Genomic DNA, 22,624 nt, shown 5'->3' on the forward strand with positions numbered 1-22,624 from the left:
TCCGCCGGTTTGCCGGAAAAGAGAAGGACGTCCTGCGGATCCGCAGGACGTCCTTTTTGCGCCGGGGTATGGCCTATTCCGCCGGCACCGTCCTCACCGCTATCGAGGTGGCACCGATCAACCGCATGGAGTCGACCTCGGCCGGATTCAGCGACGGCACTTCGATGAAGGCGAGACCGACGCGGTTTTCGCCGGGCGAAAACCCGATGGCTTCGCCCTGGCTTTCAACGCGAATGGCGAACGTCGCTGGCCCGCTCGTCGAGAAGCTGGAAAAGGACTGCGAAGCGTCAAACGAACTATCACAGGTGCCGTCATCCGGGTCGGTATGACAAATTGAGAGATTCAACGGCAATGTGGGGAAGCCGCCGAATCCCTGAATTGCCGCCAATGCTGCATCCGAAATCGCCGTTGCCAAGTCGAAGGCGTGCACGGAATTCGTGGCAAAGGGCACCATGTATACCGGGCCGGATATGGCGCCGAGATTACTCGCCGCAACAGAGAATCGTGTGGCGCCGTCTTGCGGGACTTCAACCACATTACCGCTTGTGGCGGCTGAAACGGCGACAATGTCAGCGACGGGCTGGTCGCTCAGCGTTATCAAAACCGCGTTGAGCTGCGTGGCCTGGCTGGCCGACCCATTGGCGCAGCTCGCCAGCATCGGGACGATCACCGTGCCTTCCAGACCAACGGCTTCCTGGCCGCCGCTTATAGTGCCGCCGAACGCAAATATCTGGGACTGTCCGGCCGCAATATCGACGGAGTCTTCAGCACTGCCGGATTCCGGCGTAAGCGGCATAAATGTAAAGACGCCGCGTGCACTCAGCGGCGGGAGAACGCCGCAATCGATGGCATCGACGGTTCCGCCAACGGATGCTGCCAGCAAGGCAGACGAGAAATCGCCGAACCGGATCGAACGGACCATGGGAGCCACGGCGGTGCGAACGTTCGCCTCGGCCGGGTCGCTGCCGATTTGCCAGCGTATCAGGGCTTCACCCTGGAGGAGTGGATCGGAAGAATTCGATGCGATGGACTCAAGCCGGAGCCAAAGCCCACCCTCGGGAATGTCGAAGATCAGCGGCTCCGCTTCGTTGAACGTGTCCGCTGACTGTCTGTCACCCTCCACGAGATTGTCCAACCCGGTGCCGGTAAACGCGGTCACGAATACAGATGCGAGCAATTGTTCGAAGACCAAGCTTAACTGATCGCCCGGCTCGCCGTCCGAGAACAACCAAAGCGAGCCACTTGTTACGATCGGCGAGGCGTCAGGCTCGCCGATTTCACGCGTTGAACCAGAGAAACTGACCAAGGCCCGGCCTGACGGCGCGTCAAGCGTAAGCGCTTCGGCAAAGGCGTCATAAGCACCGGCCAGTGGGATTACGAGCAGCGAGAACGGATCGCGTTCCTGTCCGCCCATGGTGTTTTCCGGCGGCGAGTAGTCGAAAGCGAGGTATACGGTTTCGCCTTCATTGCCGGTGATGTCCAGGAACACGTCTTCATTGGTTTCCGAGTTTGACGCTATGGCTTCGAGTGCCGCAATCGAGGTGCCGCGATAGGTCGCCAACGTGTTGCGGCCCAATCGACCGGATGCGCCAAGTCTGACGGTTCCGTCGCGCTGGAACGTCATCACATACCAAACCGTTGTTTCGGCATCTTCGCCATCATGCGCGGGTTCGCCGATCTGGCTGGTGGCGCCGAAGGTTGTTGATTCAATCGACTGAAAATTGTCACGCAGCACGAGCGCATTGGCGAAATTGTCGTTGACCGGCCGCTCCGTCGGCGGCGGGCCCGCATAACCCATGATGCGGGCAACAATATCGTACTCCTGTTCGCCACTAGCCCATTCGGCTTCGATCGTTACCTGGCCCCGCTGCTCGCCCAAAGAGACGGCTGCCAGATCGACTTCGATATTAATGGGCGCGCTGTTTCCGGGATCAAGATCGACCGAGAAGGCCCTGACGCCACCGCCAAATGTGATGGCATCGATATCTTCCGCCCAGATGTCCACCGACATCGGCTCCGTGCCTTCGTTCGTGATCGTATAGGTGACGACGTCCGGCTGTTCCGGCCGGTTGAGATCGACCGACGCGAAATAATCGGTCCTCGGCGAGAGGGCGAGCGGTCCGTTGGCGGCGGCAATCTCGGACAGGTATTCATGCGCGTTGGCGACGTTGATACGCGAGCGGACGACCGAATTGTCCGGATCGGTTATCGGCCGGCCGGTTAACCGCAACGCTGTTTCAATGTCATTGACACTCGCCTGCGGATGCGCGGCTGCCAGCAGGGCAAAGGCGCCGGAAACGTGCGGCGTGGCCATGGACGTGCCCGAGAATGCTTCGACGCCGGTTGCATTAGTGCCGACCTCGACCGCGGACCGGATATCCGCCCCGGGTGCCAGAAGATCGATGGTCATCGCCGAATTCGAAAAGCCGGTGACCTCGTCATTGCGGTCCGTGGCGCCGACGGTGATCGCTTCCTGGATGCAGGCCGGATAAGCGATCGAATCGTTCAGCCCGTCATTGCCCGACGCAATAACCGTCGCAACACCTGACGAGCGGAGCAGCGAGATGATGGGTTGAAGGGCCAACCCGTCTGGCGTTTCCAGTGGGCAGAAATCGAAATGCCGGCTTCCACCGAGGCTCATGTTTGCGGCGACAACGCGCACCGTGCCGCCACCGTCGATTTCGATCTCGCGATTGAGGTAAACCCACTCCAGCGCCGCCAGCAAATCGCTGTCGAGCGCGGTCAGCTTGTTCCGCGGCAAGAAGAGGCTGAAAACGTTGATCGCGACAATGCCGGCATCCGGTGCCATGCCGCGTATCGTGCGCTCGACGGCATCATCGCCTGTGTAGGTATAATCGCGGCCCGCGACCGTGCCGGCCACGTGCGTGCCATGGCTGTCGCGGACGGTGCACCATTCGCAGGCATCGCCAGCACCCGGACCGATTTCGACGGCCTGACCGTTCGGGCAACGCGATGTGGTGTTGACCGTGTAAGATGAAAAACACGCAGAAGCGACAATTGCACCATCGAACATGGGGTGTTCGTGATCGGTGCCTGTGTCCAATACGGCAACAGCCGTGCCTTCGCCGGTCAATCCCTCACCATGCAGCAGGGTGGCGCCGACGAGGGGCAGGGACTCGTCCATGAAGGTCTCATTTTGCCGGTCCTCGACAATGGCCACAACATTCGGCAGGGCGGCCAGGCTTTCGATTTGCTCGCGGGTTGCGGACAAGGCGATTGCCGGGGTGAGATCAAATCGCCGGGTCAACATCAAGCCAGATGGCGGGCTTTCCGGCTGATCGGCCCGATCGCGCGCAATCCTGTTGGCAAGCGCATCACGTTCGCGCTGGAGGTCTTCAATGCTGGTGTTGAAGGCTTGCTGAATGACGGCTTCCTGAGCGCTGTGAATGGCTGCAGTCCGGGCTGACAGACTCGCGTCGGATTGAGACGCTTCCTCCAGGCTGATACCGGGAGGCGTGAGGTGGACAATGATGGGAATGGCACTGTCTTGAAGTTGCGCTTCGGCTTCAGCCGACAGCATAATCGGTGCTTGCGCCCAAACTGCGTTCCCGCTCAGCGCAGCGGCCGCTGCGATCAACAACACATTAAAATGTCCAAACATCATTCCCCCCTAGCGACTCCTTCCGGGCATGCCGGAAAGTTAAACAGGTTCGTAAGTTTAGGGGTTGGCCGGTCTCGCCGTTAGCCTTAACGTCTCAAATCATTAGGGAGGTTTGCGCATTTGTCTCACGGCGACCCCGAAGTCGTTAGACAAAAGCTGAGCAGAGTGAGGCGGGGGCATCGCGGCACATAAAGCGAATACGATCGAACTCTCTGTGTTCGATACGCGCAACGCAGACCGACGCGGACAATATGCGCTGTGGAAGGACAGTATTAGCGTAATTTTCGAAGTGACAGACGGGCAGCCGGTGGATCGCGACGGATACGAAGCCCGACTGGACAGTGCGCTTATCGAAAATACCATGATTTCAAGGGTGACGTCCGGACACCAGCAATTCGATCGCGACGCGCTTCGGAGTTATCGCGACGGACTCGACAGCGTGATGTTCCAGGTTTTCACGCGCGGCGGTGTTCGCAAATCTGATGAAGCCGGGTGTCTTGCGCCCCGCTACGCGTTGATCGGATTTGATCTGACGCAGCCGGTCAGCAACATCAATTCCGAGTTTGATCTCATCTCGATCATTTTTCCGCGGGCCGAACTATCCGCGCGCGGCGTACAGCCTTCGTCCATTCATCTCAAAGTGCTGGAAGGTACCAGCGGGTTGGCTGCACTAACGTCGCACATGATTCTCGACCTCCAGAAGAACCTGACATCCATGGACGTCCAGGAGGCAGCCTTCTCGACCCGGGCGGCGATAGATTTGATTGCTGAGTGCTATAGCGGTGAGGTGCGCCGAGATGGTGGGGCTCAAGCACATCGGAATGCGCTGCTGCTTCGCGCGAGGGAGATCATCCAAAGCCGCATAGCGGCTAGTGAAACGGTCGATACAGCGTCATTGCTGGATGCCCTGCCTTGTTCGCGCGCAACCCTCTACCGATCCTTCGAACCTTTCGGTGGCGTCGCCAGCTTCATTCGTTTGGTCAAGCTCCGCCGTGCACTTAGGGCGATTGCACGCCCCAGCGCAGAGGCGGGTACCCGCAAGCTCGGCGAAATCGCGGCGCAATGCGGATTTCATTCGGACGCCCATTTCAGCCGTTCGTTCCGCAAGGAATTCGGCATGAGCCCGTCCGAAGCGCGGCAGGTGTTTGAGGCGCACGGAAGCCTAGCAGACATGTCGTCGACGAACGCGCCGACCGACCGGCGATATGAGTTGTGGCTGCGGTCGATCAGTCAATAATCCGTCCTTCTATCATTTGCTACGTTACGCGGATTATACGTGGGCATGCGCAATTAAATGACGCTGGAAGCGGTTCGCGATAGCAAACCGACCCCGCAGTTTTGGCTTGGAACCCATTGATGACCGCTTCCGCCATGCACGATTTTCATTTACCGGTTCCGCCCGGCTTGGAAGCGGCATTGCTTGCCGAAGTACGTGAGCTTGGCCTTGCAAAGGCGCGTGTCGTACCTGGCGGTGTGGCGTTTTCCGCGCAGTGGACCGATGCTTGGCGGGCAAATTATCTGTTGCGCGGGGCGTCGCGCGTTCTGGTTCAAATTTCGTCCTTCCCGTGTGTGCATCTGTCCCAGCTCGACAAGACGGCGCGCAAGATCGACTGGGCGCATTGGTTGCCGAAGGGCGCGGCCTGCCGGTTTGTGGCGCACTGCCGGAAATCACGCCTCTATCACGCCAAGGCGGTCGCAGAGCGAGTCGAACGCGCGGCGCTTGATGCCATAGGTGGCCAATTGAACGGCGACACAGGTTTGCGAATTCAGATCCGGGTTCTCAATAATATCTGCACTATCAGCCTGGATACATCGGGTGAACTATTGCACCGGCGTGGCTTCAAACAGGCGGTAGTGAAGGCACCGATGCGCGAGACCATGGCGTCATTGCTTTTGCGTGCTTGCGGATTTCGCGGAGCGGAGCCGGTTTACGATCCGATGTGCGGATCCGGCACCTTTGTGATCGAAGCCGCCGAAATGGCGGCTGGACTGGCACCCGGTCGGGGGCGGTCTTTCGCCTTCGAGCAGCTTCCGTCTTTCGACGCCGATGCCTGGTCCGCGATCAAGGCCGACAGAAAAGACCGCCGCCCTGATTTCGTGTTCGCCGGATCGGATCGCGATGCTGGTGCGATCACCGCAGCACGGGCGAATGCCGATCGTGCCGGCGTGGTGGAATTTGTGCGCTTTTCACAGGCAGATGTGCGCGAGGCGCGGCCGCCCGACGGTCCTGCCGGCCTGGTGATGGTCAATCCGCCCTATGGTGCGCGAATTGGCAACCGGAAAGCGCTTTATCCGGTTTATCATGCGCTCGGCGAGACGCTTCGGACGCATTTCGCGGGCTGGCGCGTCGGATTGATCACCAGCGATGAGGCTTTAGCGCGCGCGACTCGGCTTCCCTTCCAGAAACCCGGGCCGGTGATCGATCATAGCGGGATCAAGATCCGGCTCCATCGGACGGCGGCCCTGAGCGGCTAAGTCAGTTATCGGGGCCCGCTTCGCAATCGGAGATAAGCAGCGAGCAAGCGGCTGATGTACGGACGATGCGGACATCCTCTCCCGGCGCCGCAATTGTTTCCTCGATCTCGATCTGCTTCGTGAACAGGAGAGGCGCGGCGAGAACCGCCATTGCCAGCCCTGCGGCAAGGCCGGCTGCGAAACCGGCGCCGGCCCGGTGCCGCGACAAGAGCCGACGCCAGGAATGCCAGTTCCCTGTCGGCGGAGCGAGTGTGTCGACATCGACTTCAACGGGATCGGCCTGGGCCGTGAAGACGTAGCCGATGCGTGGCAGCGTTCGGATCGCTTCATGACCGAGATGGCGGCGGAGCCGCGAGACGGCCTGGGTCAGCGCTTCATCGGAGCCCTGCTCCGGCCAGACGGCATCGAGAATGTCACCGCGGTAAAGCTCCCGGCCAGGCGCGGCGATAAACAGGTCGAGCAGGCGAGAGAGGCGAGGCTCGAGCCGGGCGGTGCCGCGTTCCGTCCGGATCAGGCCGCGTGCTGGAATGTATGTGCGGCCGGCGATGCGATAGCCGCCGGGGCGTTTCTGGGCATGGGCGCTATCCGGCATGTTTGCATTCCTTTCGACACCTTTTCGGTCAGGACCCCAAGGCTTGCGGCCGCTAATCCGAGGCACCCGAAATTGAAAACCAGCCATCTGGAGGGATCAAATGACGAATTGGACAGGGATGATGGCCATGAGTGCAAGCCTGGTCCTGAGCACACCTATGGCCGTCGCCTGGCAGGACCGCGCTGGTCCGTTGGCGGACCAACCCTTGCAAGCCGCCTTGGCGGAAGCCACAGAGCGGCTGGATGAAGCCGGATTTGATGGGCATGTCAGCGTTGCCGTGAACGGAGAGGTCGTGTTTGCCGCCTCGCTCGGACCTGCCGATCCGGTCAGCGGTGTGCCGTACAGCCTGGTCACCCAGACGGATATCGGATCCATCGCGAAGATGCTGACCGGCCTAGCCGCCTCGCGGCTGATTGCCGAAGGCCGGCTCGATCCCCAATCGACGCTTTCCGACTGGTTTAGCAATGTCCCGGCTGACAAGCGGGATATCGCCTTGCACCAGCTGATGACCCACAGCGCCGGATTTCCGCCGGCAATCGGCGATGACCATGCGCCGATTGAACGGGACGCCTTCGTCGAACAGGCGCTGGCTAGCGAATTGATGTTCGCGCCGGGCGAACAGTATGCCTACTCCAATGTCGGTTTTTCGTTGATAGCGGCAATCATAGAGCAGGTGACCGGCGAGCCGTACGAGCAATACTTGAGAGACTCGGTGCTGGCGCCGCTTGGGCTCGCCGATACCGGCTATGAGCGCGCTGTAGCGCCCGCCCGCGGTGTCCGCACGCAATCCGGAGAAAGCGTGACCGATGCGAGCTGGGGCGGGGGCCGGGCGCATTGGCATCTGATCGGCAATGGCGGAATGCTGTCGACGCCGCTCGACCTGATGATCCTTGGCAGCACCGTCCTGAATCCACCGGATGACTGGGCCGAGACCTTCAATGTTCAGGTCCAGCCTTATTTGAGGGAAGGCGAGGGCGCGCAGAGCTATTACGGCTATGGAATCGTCGTGGAAAATCACCCGCTCTATGGCGAGTTTTTCTGGCACAATGGCGGCAATCCGCATTTTTCCAATCATTGGCGCGTGCTAGCGGATGCACAGGCTGTCATTTTCGCGACGTCGAATTCGCGCGGTGTCGATCCCGACGCAGCCGTGGAAGTCCTGACGGCAGCTGTGTTCGGTCAGCAGATCGAAATCTCCGCGCCACCCGCCATTGATTTCGATTCGCCGATCGACCTGCCGGATACACCTGAAGGTCGACTGGCGCAGTCATTTCTGGCGGCTATCCGCTCGCCGCAGCCGGCGGATTGGCAGTCATTCATTACAGCCAGAACGAGTCCCGCGTTTCAGGCCTTTGCGCCGATGGAGCAGCATGTCGAAATGTTCGAGCGAATGCATGCTGACATGGCCGACGCACAGGTCTTCATGTTCGATCCGGGCCCACAGGAAATGCGACTGATCGTCGGTGGTGCGGACATGCCGCTGTTGCAACTCATGATCGGATTTGCGCCCGGCGCGGACGGCCCGGTCATGAACGGGCTCGCGATCGACGGTATCTAGCGGTTAGTCTTCGTCCTTGCCGAGCTGGGACTGCATGTAGCGCTGTTCACCGATCTTCTCGATGATCGAAAGCTGGGTTTCCAGCCAGTCCACATGATCTTCCTCGGACTTCAGGATGTCGGTGAACAGCTGGCGTGTGACGTAGTCCTGAGCTTCCTCGCAATAGGCGATGGCTTCCACGTAATACGGGTGCGCGCGGTGCTCGATCTTTAGGTCGCACTCCAGACATTCCTTGACGGTCTCGCCGATATAGATTTTTGCAATGTCCTGAACGTTCGGCAGGCCATTGAGAAACAAGATGCGCTCAATCAGCGCATCGGCATGTTTCATTTCGTCGATCGATTCCTCGTATTCTTCCTCGGCGATACGATGGAATCCCCAGTCGCGAAACATCCGCGCATGCAGGAAATACTGGTTGACCGCGGCGAGCTCCATTTTGAGTGCACCATTGAGATATTCGATGACCTTGGGATCGCCCTTCATCGCGGCCTCCTGAATCTTGTCGATCATCTATACGTATTCTGTTCGCCATGGTCTGGCCATGGCGATGTTTGCAATCGGAAATGCGTTGCAGTTACTCAGCCGCGAGCAGGGCCGGCGTCGACTGGTTGCTTGCGATCATCTCGTCGATATCGGGGACGCAGTTTCCGCATTTCGGACGCGACTGGCAGGCTTTGAACACACAAGCCGCATTGCGTACGCCGGGCTGGGCAGCCGCCTCGGCCAGTTCGCGATCACGCAGGGCGTTGCAGATGCAGATGTACATGTCGTTCTAAACCCGTCTACGAAATCTCCATGCGCTAGTTGCAAATGATTGTCAACCACTTTGCGAATGCGTCGCATGTAATTGGAGGCGGGCGAGCAGAAGGATTGTCAGGCGGCGGAATTGGCACGACACTCTCCCCGCCCGAATTGCAGCTCCGCCGAGAGGACGATGCCGACGTGGCCGGGATGGCCTTCAGGACAAATGCACTCACCAAGGTCTACGGCGAAGGCGAAACGGCCGTCCATGCATTGCGCGGTGTCGACCTTGAGATTCCCGAAGGTGAATTCGTTGTTCTGCTCGGGCCCTCGGGCTCCGGAAAGTCGACACTGCTGAACATTATCGGCGGGCTGGACCGTGCGAGTGGGGGTGATGCCTGGTTCCAGGATCGCGAATTGACGGCGATGAGCGACGGGCAGCTGACACGCTACCGGCGTGATCATGTCGGATTCGTTTTCCAGTTCTACAATCTGATGCCCAGCCTTACCGCGCGAGAGAATGTGGAACTGGTCACCGAAGTCGCCAGCGACCCGATGGACGCGGATGAGGCGTTGGCGCTGGTTGGCTTGAGCGAACGGGCGGACCATTTTCCGTCGGAGCTTTCAGGTGGCGAGCAACAGCGCGTCGCCATCGCACGCGCCGTAGCCAAAAATCCGACCGTACTATTCTGCGATGAGCCAACCGGCGCGCTTGATTCCACGACCGGCCGGACTGTGTTGAGCGTGCTCAAGGATGTGAATGAGACGCTTGGTGCGACGGTAATGATCGTCACCCACGCTGCCGCCACAGCGCAAATGGCGGATCGGGTCATTCATTTTGCGGACGGAAGGATCCGCGAAACGGTGATTAATGAATCCAAGGTATCGCCCGCGGAGATTCACTGGTGAGTCCGCTGGATACCAAGCTGTTCCGTGATCTCTGGCGCATGAAGACCCAGGCCGTGGCAATCGGGTTGGTCGTGGCGGTGGGGGTGATGCTACTGGTCATGATGTCGGGTCTGGTCAGTTCGCTGGAGGAAACACGCCGGGCCTATTACGAACGTTACCGGCTGGCCGACGTGTTTGCGCCGGTGGTGCGGGCGCCGGAAAGCGTTCTGACCGTTTTGGCAGAAATCGACGGTGTCTCTGCCGTCGAAGGACGGATCGTCGGCCGCGCATTGATTGACGTCGCCAGCTCGGACTTGCCGGTGCAAGCCCGTGCGGTTTCGCTGCCTGATTTCGGTGAACCCCGGCTCAACGACGTTTATCTGGCTTCGGGCCGATGGATTGACCGCCGGCGTTCAAACGAGGTGCTCTTGCTGAAGAGCTTTGCAGACGCCCACGGGCTGCAAGCCGGTGATCGATTCTCGGCAACCATGCACGGCAGCCGGCGCAGCTTTCGTATTGTCGGAATCGCGCAGTCGCCGGAATTTCTCTATACCTCGGCACCCGGCGAACTCGTGCCGGACGATGCGCGGTTCGGCGTCATCTGGATGAGCCGGTCCGCGATGGAAGCCGCGTACGATCTTGACGGCGCGTTCAACGAAGCCTTGCTGGCGATCGGTCAGGCGGAGGATCTGCCGCGTGTTGTGGCCGCAGCAGATCGCATTTTGGACGAATATGGGGCGATTGGAGCGTATGGTCTCGAAGACCAGTTTTCGAACCGCTTCATCATGGAGGAAATTAACGGGCTGCGGGCATCGGCGGCGGCGGTGCCACCGATTTTCCTTGCCGTGGCGGCGTTCCTTTTGAACATTGTTTTCTCACGACTGCTACAGGCCGAGCGTCAGCAGATCGGTCTCGTCAAGGCGTTCGGTTACACCGATGCCGAGGTGACGACGCATTACTTCAAGCTAATCCTAATCATTTCGGCAAGCGGTGCCGTGCTTGGCTGCCTGCTTGGGCTAGCGGCCGGCGCGAGCATGGTTGGAATTTACGTCCAGTACTACAAATTTCCTTTTCTGGTCTTTGAGATCGCGCCCGCCAGCTTCGTCATCGCGCTGTTTGCCAGCATTGGCGCGGCTTCCCTGGGCGGCCTGTTTGCCTTGCGGCAGATCTTCGCCCTGTCGCCGGCGGTAGCGATGCGACCGCCGGCCCCTGTCGACTACAGCCGCAGCCGGTCGTTCGCAGGCGGGCTGGTTCAGCTGCTCGATCAGCCGACCCGAATGGTCATCCGCCGCCTTGTCCGGCATCCGGGGCGCGCTACGGGTGCGGTCGCCGGGATCGCGGCTGGAATGGCGTTAGCCGGCGGGATGCTCACAATCATGTCGGGGTTCGATGAGACCATCGAAACCTCATTCAGCGTGATTGACCGCAGCGACATGCTCGTCAGCTTCGCTGAACCGCTGTCTGAGCGCGCGCTACATGCGATGGCGCGAATCGAAGGGGTGATCGAGGTTGAGCCCACGCGCAGCGCTGCCGTGGTCCTGCGAAATGGTGTTCATAGTCATCGCGGCGGCCTCACAGCGATAACCCCCGAGGCGGAACTCTATCGCGCATTGGACGCTGAAGGCCAAAGGCTAACCTTGCCATCCGAGGGAATTATGCTGACACCCGCGCTCGCGGACATCCTTCGGATTGATGCCGGTGAAACGCTGGTCGTCGATGTTCGCGAAGGCCGGCGGCCCATGCTGCAGATCCCTGTCGCCGGGATTGCCGACGCTTTGCTCGGGTCGCCCGCCTATATGGACTTTGATGCGCTGAATGCGGCGCTCGGCGAGCCCAACCGCGTTTCCGGTGCCTATCTGCGGATTGATCCGCGCCATGCAGCGGACATCTATGCCGCCCTGGATGCCATGCCGGTGGTCGCCGGGCTCTCGGTCAAGGCAGATGCCCGCGCGGCCTTCCAAGCGATCATGGACCGGGGTGCCGGTGCCATGCGGTTTGTGATGGCTGCGATCGCGGCGGTGATTGCTTTCGGGATCGTTTTCAATACGGCGCGGATCGCATACGCCGAGAGCGCCCATGATCTCGCCAGCTTACGCGTTCTTGGATTCACGAAGGGCGAGGCCGCCTTTGTGTTGCTCGGCGAGCTGGGCATTCTGGTTCTGATTGCATTGCCGTTGGGGGCCGCGACGGGCTTTGGACTGGCATTTGCGATTGCGGAGGGATTTAGTACCGACCTCTATCAGATTCCGGTGGCCTTCGCGCCCGATGCCCTGGGCTTGTCGGGCTTGGCCGTAATTGCCGCCGCGGTGTTTTCCGGCTGGATAGTAAAACGCGAAAGCGACGGGGCGAATCTGGTCCTTGCGCTCAAATCAAGGGAATAATCGGAGCCATGTTGAAGAAATATTCCCGGCCGCTGGTTATTGGCTTCATCCTCGTCGCTATCGCGGCGTTATTGGCGTTTGCGTTCTGGCCTCGCCCGATTCCCGTCGATATCGGTACTGTCGTGCGGACCGCGATGGAAGATTCGATCGTTGAAGAAGGCCGTACACGCGTGCACGACGCCTATGTTGTATCGACGCCGGTTTCCGGCCGCTTACGGCGGGTCGAGGTCGAACCGGGGGACGCCGTCATTCGCGGCGAAGACGTCGTCGCTTACATGGCGCCCTCAAATCCGGCCGTTCTTGATGTCCGCACGCGTGAACAAGCGCGCGCCGGTGTGTCCGCAGCGGAGGCTGCCTTGCGGCTCGCGCAGGCGGAGCGCAATCGGGCCGTCGCCGACCTTGAACTTGCCGACAGCGAGCTGGTCCGCCAGCAAACCTTGCGCGATTCAGGTGTCGCCAGCGAGGCGGCGCTCGATCGCGCCCTGCGCCAGCGCCGCTCGGCCAGCGCGGCGCTGGACACGGCGGATGCTGCCGTTTCGGTTCGTCTGGCCGAACTGGAAAACGCGCGGACGATGCTGCAGGACTTCGATCGCAGTGAAGGCACGGTTTCGCAGACAGCCGATGACATTCCTATTTACGCGCCCGCGACCGGCCACACATTGCGCGTCATTCAACAAAGCGAAACCACCTTGCCGGCCGGCACGCCGATTCTCGAGATCGGAAATGTTGAGAATGATCTCGAAGTGCTGGTCGAACTTCTCTCGACGGACGCCGTTCAAGTTCGACCTGGACAGAGGGTACGGATCGCGGATTGGGGCGGGGGCGATGCGATTGAGGGTGTGGTCGAGCGCGTCGAACCCTGGGGATTTACAAAATACTCCGCGTTGGGTGTGGAGGAACAGCGGGTAAACACGATCATCCGGTTTGCCGACCCATCCGCACGGCCCGAAGGACTTGGGCACGGTTACCGCGTCGTGACCGAGATTATCACATGGGAGCGTGATGATGCGTTGGTCGTTCCTTCCAGCGCCCTTTTTCGCGACGGCGAGAACTGGGCGGTTTATCTCGTGCACAATGGCCGGGCCGAGCCGATCAATGTTGCCGTCGACCGTAATAATGGCCGGCAAGCTCATGTAGTAGACGGTCTCGAAGAAGGCGACCGGGTCGTCTTGTATCCGTCTTCCGCAATCGTGAACGGTGTGAGGGTGACATCGCGGCAGCCGATCACGCGCTGATCACGCCGGACTCTCTTACGCTCACGGCGGATCACAAGTTTCGCAGCGGCCAAGACTTGGCGGGGCATCGTGCTATGTCTCGGTCCACAACAGCACGACACAAAGGGACGGTCATGCTTATCAGGAAGAAGCCGCCGGCGGCGCTCACCGAAAACGACGTGACGCCGCGACACCTCTATCTTAACCGCCGGAAGATCATGGCGGCCGGTGGCGCGTTCGCTCTGACCGCGGCCTGCTCCGGGCCGCAGCCGAATGCCGAGGCGCAGACCACAGCCCGGCCGGCCAGCGGCGATCCGCTCAATTTCCGGGAAACGGCTTATGCCGTCGAGGACGGCGAGTTGACGCCTTATGACGCTGTCACCGGTTACAATAATTTCTACGAGTTCGGCGTGAACAAGTCCGACCCGGCGCGCTATGCGCGCGCGATGACAACCGATCCCTGGTCGGTCGAAATCACTGGGTATGCCGAACGTACCGGCACCTTCGCGATCGAGGACATCATCGATTTCAACGCACTGGAAGAGCGCATCTACCGGCTTCGCTGCGTCGAAGCCTGGTCGATGGTCATCCCATGGATCGGCGTGCCGCTGAGCTCGGTTCTTGAGCAATTCCGGCCGACCTCGGATGCCCGATACGTAGCTTTCGAAACCTATCTCAATCGCGACGAGATGCGCGGTGTACGGTTTCCGGTGCTGGACTGGCCCTATCGCGAAGGGCTGCGCATGGACGAAGCCATGCATCCGCTCACTCTGATGGCGGTTGGGCTTTATGGCGAAGTTCTGCCCAATCAGAACGGTGCGCCGATGCGGCTCGTCGTGCCGTGGAAATATGGCTTCAAGTCGATCAAGTCGATCGTCCGGATCAGCTTCGTTTCGGAAGAGCCGGAAACCAGCTGGAAACAGTCCGCACCGCGCGAGTATGGCTTCTATTCGAACGTCAATCCGAACCGCGCGCATCCGCGGTGGAGCCAGGCGAGCGAGCGCATCATCGGTGCTGGCCCGTTCGCGCGCCGCGACACCGAAATGTTCAATGGCTATGATGAGGTGGCGCCGCTCTATGCCGGCATGGATCTGAACGAGAACTACTAGGCATGGCGCAGCGCTCGGCCTTTCTGCGCAGTTTTTCGAAACACTGGCTGAAGCCGGTGGTGCTTATCGTGTTGCTTTTGCCCTTCGCGTGGATCGCCGGACAATGGGCGCTGTTGTTTGCGGGCTTGCCGCACAGTCTCGGTTTCGAGCCGGTGGCCGCAACGCACCATTTTCTTGGGCAGACTGCGCTACGCATCCTGCTGATTTCTCTCGCCGTTTCGCCTTTCCGGGACATCACCGGCTGGGCGCCCGTCCTGCAAGTGCGTCGGCGGATCGGGCTCGCGGCCTTCTGGTATGCGTTGTTGCACTTGTTGGCCTATTTCGGCGCCGATCTGTTCTTTTCCTTGTCTGCGTTGTGGGAGGACATCGTAGAGCGCACCTACATCACCTTCGGCATGGCGGCGCTGATTTTGCTTATTCCGCTTGCAGTCACCTCATTCAATTCAATGATCAGGCGGCTTGGAGCCGTCCGCTGGCGGCGATTACACATGGCGGTCTATGCCATTGCCATCTTGGCCGTGATCCATCACTTTTTCGCCGAGAAGGGCCTGCAACCCGGCCCGCTGGTACATGCTGCCATCCTCGGCGGGCTCCTCGGCTGGCGGGTCTGGACGCGTCTGGTACCACAGACAGCGCGAACAACGGGGAGGGCAGGAAGGATGAGCCATGAGCGAGCGACTGACGCACCAGGATAGAGAGGGCCGGGTGCGCATGGTTGAGGTCGGCGACAAGCCGGTCTCGCAACGCCGTGCTCTCGCCGGGGCGCACATCTCGATGGCCGAACCCGCATTCAGGGCGGTACGCGACGGCCAGGGACCGAAAGGCAATGCGCTTTATGCCGCCGAGCTGGCCGGCATCCTGGCGGCCAAGCGGACGGCAGACCTCATCCCGCTTTGCCATCCGCTGCCACTTACCTCGGTCAAGGTGTCGATTGAGCCGGACGAAGATGGCTCAGGATTCGATATCCATGCCGAAGTCTGTTGCGACGGCAAGACAGGTGTCGAGATGGAGGCGATGATGGCGGTTTCGGTCGCGGCACTGACCCTCTACGACATGGCCAAGGCGCTCGACAAGACGATGACGATTTCCGCCGTGCGGCTGCTCGAGAAAAGCGGCGGGCGTTCGGGCGACTATGTGCGCGATCCGGACTCGTAGCGCCACCGCTCGCGGGTAGACCGTCCGGCCATTCCGTGTCCAGATATCACCATGCCGGACGCCTCGCCTATCATCATGGATTTCCTTGCCGCCGAAGCGCTTTTCGACAGGCTGGAGCCGGTGGAGACCGATTTCATGATCGGGGATTGGTGGGGACGGGAAATTTCAACCGGCCACCCGATGGATGGTTCCCTGGCGTTGGCGCGCTGGTATGGCAAGTCCTTCATTGACGAAGAGAATGTCCATCCGCTGGTTCATCTCGACGGTGCAGGACAAAAATTCTTCGCTGATCCGGGCAAAATGCCGTTCGGGCCGCGGATGAAGACGCCGTCCTGTCCGAGCTGGCTTCTGCCGGGGCTGCGTGCCGCCATGAAGGCTTACACGCAAACAACGAAATCGCGGGCGCGGCTGCGGATGACGCGGTATCGGGGCAAGTTGTCGGCGACGATGTGCTACGACCAGCTGCCGATTCATGACGTGTTCCGGAAGCTCGATGACAACAATGTTCTTGGTTTCATGGACATGAAGCGCATGACGCGGCCTTATGTGTTAACGTTGGCGCGCGAGGGTGAGGCGGGATTCGATTTTTCGTCGCTCTAACAGGCCATTTTCACGACTTGGGGAGATTATCGATGACATTTTGGAAACCGGCCGGCTTCGCGTCGGCATTACTGATCGCGCTGGCGGCGTGTTCACCGGGTGAGGATGCGGCGCGGAACAGTGATGCGATGGAGGAGGCGGGAGCCAGTGCCGTCCTGTTTGCCGCTGACGAAGCCGAGGTCTTTACCGTTCTGGTAGGCGGTACGGCGATCGGTCAGATGGAGGTTACGACCCGCGAGGATGGCTATGCGGTCGATTTTGAATTCCGCAATAATGGGCGTGGACCGACGCTCTCCGAAACCGTGTCACTGAATTCGGACGGACTTCCCACAAGTTGGGCGGTTGAAGGCAATACGACATTCGGCAACGAGGTGGACGAGCGGTTCGATTATGCCGACAGCGAGGTGAGCTGGACCGATGCTACCGGCAGCGATACGGCCGTGATCGAGGGCGGTGCCTTTTATGTGCCGCAGAACGCTTCGCCTTACTGGCTGGCGATTGCGGCGCGGGCGCTGATGGCCGACGAGGACGGCATGCTGCCGGCCATCCCCGGCGGCGAGTTGCGGATGAACGAGATCGACCGACTGGAGGTATCCAACGGAACGGAGACACTGGATGCCATCGTCTACGCGATGAGCGGCACCAGTCTCAATCCGACCTATTTCCTGATGACCGGTGATGCCTTTTTCGGGATTATCACCCCCGGCTTTGCCCTGTTGGCGGAAGGATTTGAAGGCGAGGACGAGCGCCTGCGCGCACTTGCGGCGGAATACGGCGCCAACCGTTTTGCGGAGATTCAGTCCCGGGTGATCCGTGACTATGACGCTCCGGTGCTGATCCGGAATGTGCATGTCTTCGATGCCGAGACGAAGACCCGCGGCGAGGCCGCTTCAGTGCTGGTCGACGGCAACCGGATCGCAGCGGTCGGCGCGGCCGACATGGATTCGCCTGACGGGGCGGTCATCATCGACGGTGACGGCGGGACGCTGCTGCCCGGCTTTTTTGAAATGCATGGCCACATGGGCGAAACGGCGGCCTTCCTGAACATTGCTGCGGGCGTCACCTCCTTGCGTGATATGGGCAATAATAACGAGGTGTTGAGCGCGCTGATCGAACGGGTGGAATCTGGTGAGCTGGCCGGGCCGCGCATTCACCGGTCCGGCTTCATCGAAGGCCGCAGCCCTTTCAACTCCAATAACGGCATTATCGTCGAGAGCGAGGAAGAGGCGGTCGCGGCGGTGCACACCTATGCCGATGCCGGTGTCTACCACCAGATCAAGATCTACAATTCGATCAATCCGGATTGGGTTCCGGCGATGATCGCGGCGGCCGACGAACGGGGATTGCGCGTGTCGGGCCATGTGCCGGCCTTTACCAATGCCGATGCCATGATCGCCGCGGGCTATGACGAGCTAACCCATATCAACCAGATCATGCTGGGCTGGGTGCTGGAAGAGGGTGAAGATACACGTACCTTGCTGCGGCTAACGGCGCTGCGTCGCTTGCCCACACTCGACCTTGAGAGCGAGGCTGTGCAGTCGACGATCCGCGAGATTGCAGAGCGCGGCATCGCGGTCGATCCGACCTTCGCCATCCATGAAACGCTGCTCCTGTCACGCAATGGCGAAATCTCGCCCGGCACGGTCGACTATGTCGATCATCTGCCGGTCGATGCGCAGCGCCAGGCCCGCTCCGCCTGGGCGGACATCGCAAATGAGGAAGACGACGCCAATTATCGCGGCGCCTACGAGCAGATCACAGCCGTGCTTCGCATGATGCACGAGCGCGGCATTCTGCTCGTGCCGGGCACCGATCTTGGCGGATCGTTCACCTATCACCGTGAGCTGGAGCTCTATCAGACGATCGGTATGACCCCGCCGGAAATTCTCGCTTGGGCGAGCCATGGCATGGCGGAGTATCTCGGCGTGGGTGACGAGGTCGGCCTGATCGAGGAAGGCTATCTGGCGGACTTCTTTCTGGTGCCGGGCGATCCGACACAGGATCTCTCCGATATCAAGACGATCGCGATGGTGATGGCTGACGGGCGGGTCTATTTCCCGACCGGGATCTATCCCGAGTTCGGCATCGTGCCGTTTACCGACGTGCCGAATGTGACACAGCCGGCACCTTAGGGAGGCTGCGATGAAAACACGCGCCGCTGTCGCATTTGAGGCCGGGAATCCGCTGGAGATCTGTGAGGTCGATCTCGAAAGGCCGAAGGCCGGTGAGGTGCTGGTCGAGATCAAGGCGACCGGTATTTGCCACACCGACGAATTCACGCGCTCGGGTGCGGATCCGGAAGGGCAATTCCCCGCCATTCTCGGCCATGAGGGCGCCGGCGTTGTGTTGGAGACCGGGCCGGGTGTGGCCAGTCTCGAACCCGGCGACCATGTCATTCCGCTTTACACGGCGGAATGCCGCGAGTGCGAATACTGCCTCAATCCAAAGACCAATCTCTGCCAGAAAGTGCGGGCGACCCAAGGGCGGGGCGTGATGCCGGACGGCACGTCGCGCTTTTCCTACAAGGGCAAGAAACTCCTGCACTATATGGGCTGTTCGACCTTCTCGAACCACACCGTCCTGCCGGAGATTTCGCTCGCCAAGGTCCGCAAGGACGCTCCATTTGACAAGATCTGCTATATCGGCTGCGGCGTTACAACGGGGCTCGGCGCCGTGATGTTTACGGCCAAGGTGGAGCCCAATTCGACCGCCGTCGTGTTCGGGCTGGGCGGGATCGGGCTCAATGTCATCCAGGGTTTGAAGCTGGTCGGCGCCCGGCAGATTGTCGGCGTCGATATCAATCCCAAGCGTGAAGCGATGGCGAGGCGGTTCGGGATGACGGATTTCGTCAACCCGAAGGAGATCGGCGGCGGTCATGACGGGCTCGTCGGGCATCTGGTCGAGCTGACCGGTGGCGGAGCGGACTATTCCTTCGAGTGCATCGGCAATGTGGATGTGATGCGTGCGGCGCTGGAATGCTGCCACAAGGGCTGGGGCGAAAGCGTCATTATCGGCGTGGCTCCCGCGGGAGCCGAGATTTCTACGCGGCCTTTCCAGCTGGTCACCGGACGGGTGTGGCGCGGCACCGCTTTCGGCGGGGCGAGAGGGCGGACGGACGTGCCGAAAATCGTCGACATGTATATGGACGGGCGGATCGATATCGACTCGCTGATCACCAACACGCTCGATCTGGAAGACATCAATCAGGGCTTCGATTTGATGCATGCCGGCGAGAGCATTCGCAGCGTGGTGGTTTATTAATGAGAGTTGATGCGCGAGCTGCCGCGATCGCGTCCTTCTTTCTTGGGCTGCATTCTGCGGGGTGCGCTAATCAACTGAGAAATATGGACTTGTTGCCGGCATATTGTGAGGCGCTGGATGAATGGGCCTCGGCAGGTCTGAACCAGCAGACCCGCGCCCGAATGCTGACATTTTATAATCCCGCTGCGCAGAGCGTTACCGCCAATTGGCAATCGCGATTGGGCCACACGGCTGGCTGCTTTGACAGAGATTGCCTTGATGACGCCGATCGTGCGCTGGTCCGAAGCATAATGCGGTTGCCGAATTACGAGGACACGGTCTGGTTTGCCGATGCCGCTGATTACTGCACCGTTTCCGCTACTGTTGTGGCCGAGTGGTACGAATGCTCGTCCGGCAGTTCCGGTTGTACCAGGCTGGAAGTTGGAAACGATCAATAGCGGACAGTCGCTTTCTGTTTCACTTCTTGCATTCAGGGCAAACTTCACAATGCGCTAGTCTGACTTCCTCGGAGGCAATCAGCATGTTCAATCACATCATGGTTGGGACGAATGACATCGATCAGGCGCGTTCGTTCTATAATGCGGTGATCGGATCATTGGGCTTTACCGGCGAGCCGGTCAGCAATCGTGCAGACAGCGGTCATGCGCGATTGTTCTATTTTTACAAGGGTGGGATTTTCTGCGTCAGCGAGCCAATCAATGACGAGCCGGCCTCCTTCGCGAATGGCGGCACAATCGGTTTCAAGTGCGAGTCGACCGAACAGGTCGATGCGTTTCACGATTCGGCTGTCGCCAATAGTGGCAAGTCGATCGAGGAGCCGCCCGGATACCGGCAGGGCAAGACGCTCGGCAAGATCTATCTCGCCTATGTGCGAGATCCGGACGGCAACAAGCTCTGCGCTATCTACCGGCCGAAATAGAACCATGACCCCTGTCTCCACCTTTCGCTCATTCGGCGGCACGCTGTCGGTTCATGATCATGACTCTGCTGTGACCGGCACGCCCATGCGCTTTGCGGTCTATGCGCCGCCGCAAGCGGAGACCGGCCCGGTGCCGGTGCTGTGGTATCTGTCCGGACTGACCTGCAACTGGTCGAATGTGATGGAGAAGGGAAATCTCCAGCAGGCTGCTGCGCGCCATGGTGTGATGGTCGTGGCGCCAGACACCAGCCCGCGCGGCGAGAATGTGCCAGATGACGAGGATTACGATCTGGGGCAGGGCGCGGGCTTCTACCTGACCGCCACGCAGGCGCCATGGTCAGAGCATTTCCGCATGGATCGCTACATTGTCGAAGAGCTGCCGGATGTCATCGCAGCGAATTTCCCGGCGGCCATGAAGCGGCAGGGCATTCTCGGGCACTCCATGGGCGGCCATGGCGCGCTGACCCTGCACCTGAAACATCCGGACCGGTATCGGAGCTGTTCCGCCTTCGCACCGATCGTCGCGCCGATGCAGGTGCCATGGGGGAAGAAGGCGTTCAGCGCCTATCTGGGCAAAGACCGTTCGGCTTGGGCGCAATACGATGCCTGCGCGCTTGTCCGCAAACAGGCCTCAAAGGCTCACATCCTGATAGATCAGGGCATGGCGGACAATTTCCTAGAAGACCAGCTAAGACCCGAACTCTTCGAAGCGGTTTGCGCGGAATCCGGTCAGTCGCTGAGGTTGAGGCGGCAGGCCGGATACGATCATTCCTATTATTTCATCTCGACCTTCATGGACGACCACATCGCCCACCATGCGAAGGCGCTGGCGGGCTAGTTGCGGATTCCGGCATCCGGTGGCGTTCTGATAGTCTGTTCCCGGTAGGGAGGCGGACATGCGGATATTCCTTTCAGCTTCAGCGATTCTGATGGCAGCGCCGCCGGCGCTTTCGCAACAAAGTTTCTACTGCCCGCCGCCGGAGGATGTCTGGGTTGTCGAGAAGGAGTTTCCCGAAGCGCCGGCCTGGCAATACGAGGCGCGCGTCCGCGGACATTGGGTTGCCGATGCCCGCGTGATGCGCCGGCCCGTCCCGAACGGACCGAGCCCGACCGAAGCGCGAATTCGGGGCACGCCGGCGGCGCGCAGTTCGCGCCCACGCGCCGCGCCCATGTTGACTCATGACCGCGCCGTTACGGTCGATGATGGTTCGATCGGTGCCGATGAGCTGATGCCCCTGCCGCCGGTCATGGCGGCAAGGGAGTGGCTGCGTGTCGAAGAAAGCGGCGACATTTTGCGTTGCCGCTACAGGCTCGATGATGGTCGCGGATTGGACGCCCGCTTTCCGACGGCTGTCGACGCGCTGATTCCGATCAACCGCCAATCGTGTACGCCCAACTCGGCCGGATGGGGGTTCGATGCCGCCCTGTCGGTCGAGCAGTGCAATACATCTCGCACCGGCTGTCTGTTCATTTGCGCTGAAACGCCGGTTCTCGAAAGCTGGTAGCTAGTCCGTTGTCACCCGCTCGAAGCGATTGTTGTTGAACTGACGCCAGCCTTCATCGGTTAGCACCCAGTCGGTAACCTGGATGGCGCCATCCTCCGTCAGCGCATAGCGCGAGCGGCCGAGTTGCCCCGTTGCCTCGCCCCAATAAACGAGAAGTTCGGTGTCGCTGGCCGAGCCCCGCAGATCGTGCAAATCGCCATTATTGTCGATCCAGTGGCCTTCAATGTCGCCATCGACAAAATAGTGCGTGCCCCGACCCAGAAACGTCCACGACTCCTCGGAACCCGGATTGGTCTCGATCCGATAATCGAGCTGGTGGAAGCAGCCGTCCATGATCGATGTCCATTTCATGCGGCTCTGGGCCGGTTGGCCGAAGGCCTCGCCGTCCGATTGCCAGTCGCCCAGGAATTGCGGAAGCGGGCCGTGGTCACGATCTTCGCAAGCCTGTGCCAGCGACGGTGCCGTAAATACCAGCGCGACCGCGCCATAGATAAACCGACCCAACATGGTGTCCTCCCCTGAAGGTCTTTTCCCAGCCTATACCTGAAACCCTCCGCCGGGGAGTGGGAGCCGAAAACGGCATTGCGGATTGGCGTTGACCGCT

Annotated in this window: 20 protein-coding genes; 15 read left to right on the forward strand and 5 right to left on the reverse strand. The window is 60.5% G+C overall.

Annotated features, from left to right (window positions below; genetic code table 11):
- Positions 1 to 73: 73 nt before the first annotated feature.
- Positions 74 to 3,622: a S8 family peptidase gene (locus ACO08C_RS09555; RefSeq protein ID WP_421785209.1), complete on the reverse strand. Its 3,549-nt coding sequence runs from the start codon at positions 3,620 to 3,622 to the stop codon at positions 74 to 76.
- A 289-nt stretch (positions 3,623 to 3,911) separates the two neighbouring features.
- Between ACO08C_RS09555 and ACO08C_RS09560 the strand changes: the two genes are divergently transcribed.
- Positions 3,912 to 4,859 carry a helix-turn-helix transcriptional regulator gene (locus ACO08C_RS09560; protein ID WP_421785211.1) on the forward strand — a complete coding sequence of 316 codons (948 nt, stop codon included), beginning with the start codon at positions 3,912 to 3,914 and terminating at the stop codon, positions 4,857 to 4,859.
- Positions 4,860 to 4,978: 119 nt separating this feature from the next.
- On the forward strand, positions 4,979 to 6,097 hold the full coding sequence (locus ACO08C_RS09565) for a THUMP domain-containing class I SAM-dependent RNA methyltransferase (RefSeq protein WP_421785213.1): 1,119 nt from the start codon (positions 4,979 to 4,981) through the stop codon (positions 6,095 to 6,097).
- Position 6,098: 1 nt separating this feature from the next.
- Here ACO08C_RS09565 and ACO08C_RS09570 read toward each other — a convergent pair whose 3' ends face one another.
- Positions 6,099 to 6,689, reverse strand: a complete 591-nt coding sequence (locus ACO08C_RS09570) for a winged helix-turn-helix domain-containing protein (RefSeq protein WP_421785215.1) — start codon at positions 6,687 to 6,689, stop codon at positions 6,099 to 6,101.
- Positions 6,690 to 6,789: 100 nt separating this feature from the next.
- Between ACO08C_RS09570 and ACO08C_RS09575 the strand changes: the two genes are divergently transcribed.
- A complete protein-coding gene (locus tag ACO08C_RS09575) occupies positions 6,790 to 8,247 on the forward strand; it encodes a serine hydrolase domain-containing protein (RefSeq protein ID WP_421785217.1) in 1,458 nt (485 codons plus the stop codon).
- 3 nt (positions 8,248 to 8,250) lie between these two features.
- Here the strand turns inward: ACO08C_RS09575 and bfr are convergent, their stop codons facing one another.
- Both bfr and ACO08C_RS09585 read right to left on the reverse strand, forming a co-directional pair.
- On the reverse strand, positions 8,251 to 8,730 hold the full coding sequence (gene bfr / locus ACO08C_RS09580; protein WP_421788693.1) for a bacterioferritin: 480 nt from the start codon (positions 8,728 to 8,730) through the stop codon (positions 8,251 to 8,253).
- A gap of 91 nt (positions 8,731 to 8,821) precedes the next feature.
- The gene (locus ACO08C_RS09585) at positions 8,822 to 9,013 is read right to left on the reverse strand and encodes a (2Fe-2S)-binding protein (RefSeq protein ID WP_421785219.1); all 192 of its coding nucleotides are present in this window, start codon (positions 9,011 to 9,013) and stop codon (positions 8,822 to 8,824) included.
- A gap of 185 nt (positions 9,014 to 9,198) precedes the next feature.
- Between ACO08C_RS09585 and ACO08C_RS09590 the strand changes: the two genes are divergently transcribed.
- The 12 genes from ACO08C_RS09590 (at position 9,199) to ACO08C_RS09645 (ending at position 22,020) form a co-directional block, all read left to right on the forward strand.
- Positions 9,199 to 9,897, forward strand: coding sequence for an ABC transporter ATP-binding protein (locus ACO08C_RS09590; protein WP_421788695.1), 699 nt, complete (start codon positions 9,199 to 9,201; stop codon positions 9,895 to 9,897).
- On the forward strand, positions 9,894 to 12,257 hold the full coding sequence (locus ACO08C_RS09595; protein ID WP_421785221.1) for an ABC transporter permease: 2,364 nt from the start codon (positions 9,894 to 9,896) through the stop codon (positions 12,255 to 12,257). Before ACO08C_RS09590 ends, ACO08C_RS09595 begins: the two co-directional genes overlap by 4 nt.
- Before the next feature lie 8 nt (positions 12,258 to 12,265).
- Positions 12,266 to 13,492: an efflux RND transporter periplasmic adaptor subunit gene (locus ACO08C_RS09600; RefSeq protein ID WP_421785223.1), complete on the forward strand. Its 1,227-nt coding sequence runs from the start codon at positions 12,266 to 12,268 to the stop codon at positions 13,490 to 13,492.
- 113 nt (positions 13,493 to 13,605) lie between these two features.
- Positions 13,606 to 14,580, forward strand: coding sequence for a protein-methionine-sulfoxide reductase catalytic subunit MsrP (msrP, locus tag ACO08C_RS09605; protein ID WP_421785225.1), 975 nt, complete (start codon positions 13,606 to 13,608; stop codon positions 14,578 to 14,580).
- 2 nt (positions 14,581 to 14,582) lie between these two features.
- Positions 14,583 to 15,275 carry a sulfite oxidase heme-binding subunit YedZ gene (locus tag ACO08C_RS09610; protein ID WP_421785227.1) on the forward strand — a complete coding sequence of 231 codons (693 nt, stop codon included), beginning with the start codon at positions 14,583 to 14,585 and terminating at the stop codon, positions 15,273 to 15,275.
- Positions 15,247 to 15,735: a cyclic pyranopterin monophosphate synthase MoaC gene (gene moaC / locus ACO08C_RS09615; protein ID WP_421785229.1), complete on the forward strand. Its 489-nt coding sequence runs from the start codon at positions 15,247 to 15,249 to the stop codon at positions 15,733 to 15,735. Before ACO08C_RS09610 ends, moaC begins: the two co-directional genes overlap by 29 nt.
- Before the next feature lie 51 nt (positions 15,736 to 15,786).
- Complete coding sequence (locus tag ACO08C_RS09620; RefSeq protein ID WP_421785231.1) at positions 15,787 to 16,335, forward strand: DUF4334 domain-containing protein; 549 nt, start codon at positions 15,787 to 15,789, stop codon at positions 16,333 to 16,335.
- Between the two features lie 32 nt (positions 16,336 to 16,367).
- Positions 16,368 to 18,467 carry an amidohydrolase family protein gene (locus tag ACO08C_RS09625; protein WP_421785233.1) on the forward strand — a complete coding sequence of 700 codons (2,100 nt, stop codon included), beginning with the start codon at positions 16,368 to 16,370 and terminating at the stop codon, positions 18,465 to 18,467.
- 10 nt (positions 18,468 to 18,477) lie between these two features.
- Positions 18,478 to 19,596: an S-(hydroxymethyl)glutathione dehydrogenase/class III alcohol dehydrogenase gene (locus ACO08C_RS09630; protein WP_421785235.1), complete on the forward strand. Its 1,119-nt coding sequence runs from the start codon at positions 18,478 to 18,480 to the stop codon at positions 19,594 to 19,596.
- Positions 19,597 to 20,116: 520 nt separating this feature from the next.
- Positions 20,117 to 20,515 carry a VOC family protein gene (locus tag ACO08C_RS09635; protein WP_421785237.1) on the forward strand — a complete coding sequence of 133 codons (399 nt, stop codon included), beginning with the start codon at positions 20,117 to 20,119 and terminating at the stop codon, positions 20,513 to 20,515.
- A 4-nt stretch (positions 20,516 to 20,519) separates the two neighbouring features.
- Positions 20,520 to 21,353, forward strand: a complete 834-nt coding sequence (fghA, locus tag ACO08C_RS09640; protein WP_421785238.1) for an S-formylglutathione hydrolase — start codon at positions 20,520 to 20,522, stop codon at positions 21,351 to 21,353.
- A 58-nt stretch (positions 21,354 to 21,411) separates the two neighbouring features.
- Complete coding sequence (locus ACO08C_RS09645) at positions 21,412 to 22,020, forward strand: hypothetical protein (protein WP_421785240.1); 609 nt, start codon at positions 21,412 to 21,414, stop codon at positions 22,018 to 22,020.
- Here the strand turns inward: ACO08C_RS09645 and ACO08C_RS09650 are convergent, their stop codons facing one another.
- Complete coding sequence (locus tag ACO08C_RS09650) at positions 22,021 to 22,527, reverse strand: hypothetical protein (RefSeq protein ID WP_421785242.1); 507 nt, start codon at positions 22,525 to 22,527, stop codon at positions 22,021 to 22,023. It abuts the gene before it with no gap.
- Positions 22,528 to 22,624 lie beyond the last annotated feature (97 nt).

This window comes from Hyphobacterium sp. (genome assembly GCF_965229905.1).
Taxonomy (GTDB): Bacteria; Pseudomonadota; Alphaproteobacteria; order Caulobacterales; family Maricaulaceae; genus Hyphobacterium.

Coding starts and splice junctions, on each gene's coding strand:
- ACO08C_RS09555 (WP_421785209.1), bottom strand. CDS start 3,622: ATGTTTGGACATTTTAATGTGTTGTTGATCGCAGCGGCCGCTGCGCTG.
- ACO08C_RS09565 (WP_421785213.1), top strand. CDS start 4,979: ATGACCGCTTCCGCCATGCACGATTTTCATTTACCGGTTCCGCCCGGC.
- ACO08C_RS09570 (WP_421785215.1), bottom strand. CDS start 6,689: ATGCCGGATAGCGCCCATGCCCAGAAACGCCCCGGCGGCTATCGCATC.
- ACO08C_RS09575 (WP_421785217.1), top strand. CDS start 6,790: ATGACGAATTGGACAGGGATGATGGCCATGAGTGCAAGCCTGGTCCTG.
- bfr (WP_421788693.1), bottom strand. CDS start 8,730: ATGAAGGGCGATCCCAAGGTCATCGAATATCTCAATGGTGCACTCAAA.
- ACO08C_RS09585 (WP_421785219.1), bottom strand. CDS start 9,013: ATGTACATCTGCATCTGCAACGCCCTGCGTGATCGCGAACTGGCCGAG.
- ACO08C_RS09590 (WP_421788695.1), top strand. CDS start 9,199: ATGGCCTTCAGGACAAATGCACTCACCAAGGTCTACGGCGAAGGCGAA.
- ACO08C_RS09600 (WP_421785223.1), top strand. CDS start 12,266: ATGTTGAAGAAATATTCCCGGCCGCTGGTTATTGGCTTCATCCTCGTC.
- msrP (WP_421785225.1), top strand. CDS start 13,606: ATGCTTATCAGGAAGAAGCCGCCGGCGGCGCTCACCGAAAACGACGTG.
- ACO08C_RS09610 (WP_421785227.1), top strand. CDS start 14,583: ATGGCGCAGCGCTCGGCCTTTCTGCGCAGTTTTTCGAAACACTGGCTG.
- moaC (WP_421785229.1), top strand. CDS start 15,247: ATGAGCGAGCGACTGACGCACCAGGATAGAGAGGGCCGGGTGCGCATG.
- ACO08C_RS09620 (WP_421785231.1), top strand. CDS start 15,787: ATGCCGGACGCCTCGCCTATCATCATGGATTTCCTTGCCGCCGAAGCG.
- ACO08C_RS09625 (WP_421785233.1), top strand. CDS start 16,368: ATGACATTTTGGAAACCGGCCGGCTTCGCGTCGGCATTACTGATCGCG.
- ACO08C_RS09630 (WP_421785235.1), top strand. CDS start 18,478: ATGAAAACACGCGCCGCTGTCGCATTTGAGGCCGGGAATCCGCTGGAG.
- ACO08C_RS09635 (WP_421785237.1), top strand. CDS start 20,117: ATGTTCAATCACATCATGGTTGGGACGAATGACATCGATCAGGCGCGT.
- fghA (WP_421785238.1), top strand. CDS start 20,520: ATGACCCCTGTCTCCACCTTTCGCTCATTCGGCGGCACGCTGTCGGTT.
- ACO08C_RS09645 (WP_421785240.1), top strand. CDS start 21,412: ATGCGGATATTCCTTTCAGCTTCAGCGATTCTGATGGCAGCGCCGCCG.
- ACO08C_RS09650 (WP_421785242.1), bottom strand. CDS start 22,527: ATGTTGGGTCGGTTTATCTATGGCGCGGTCGCGCTGGTATTTACGGCA.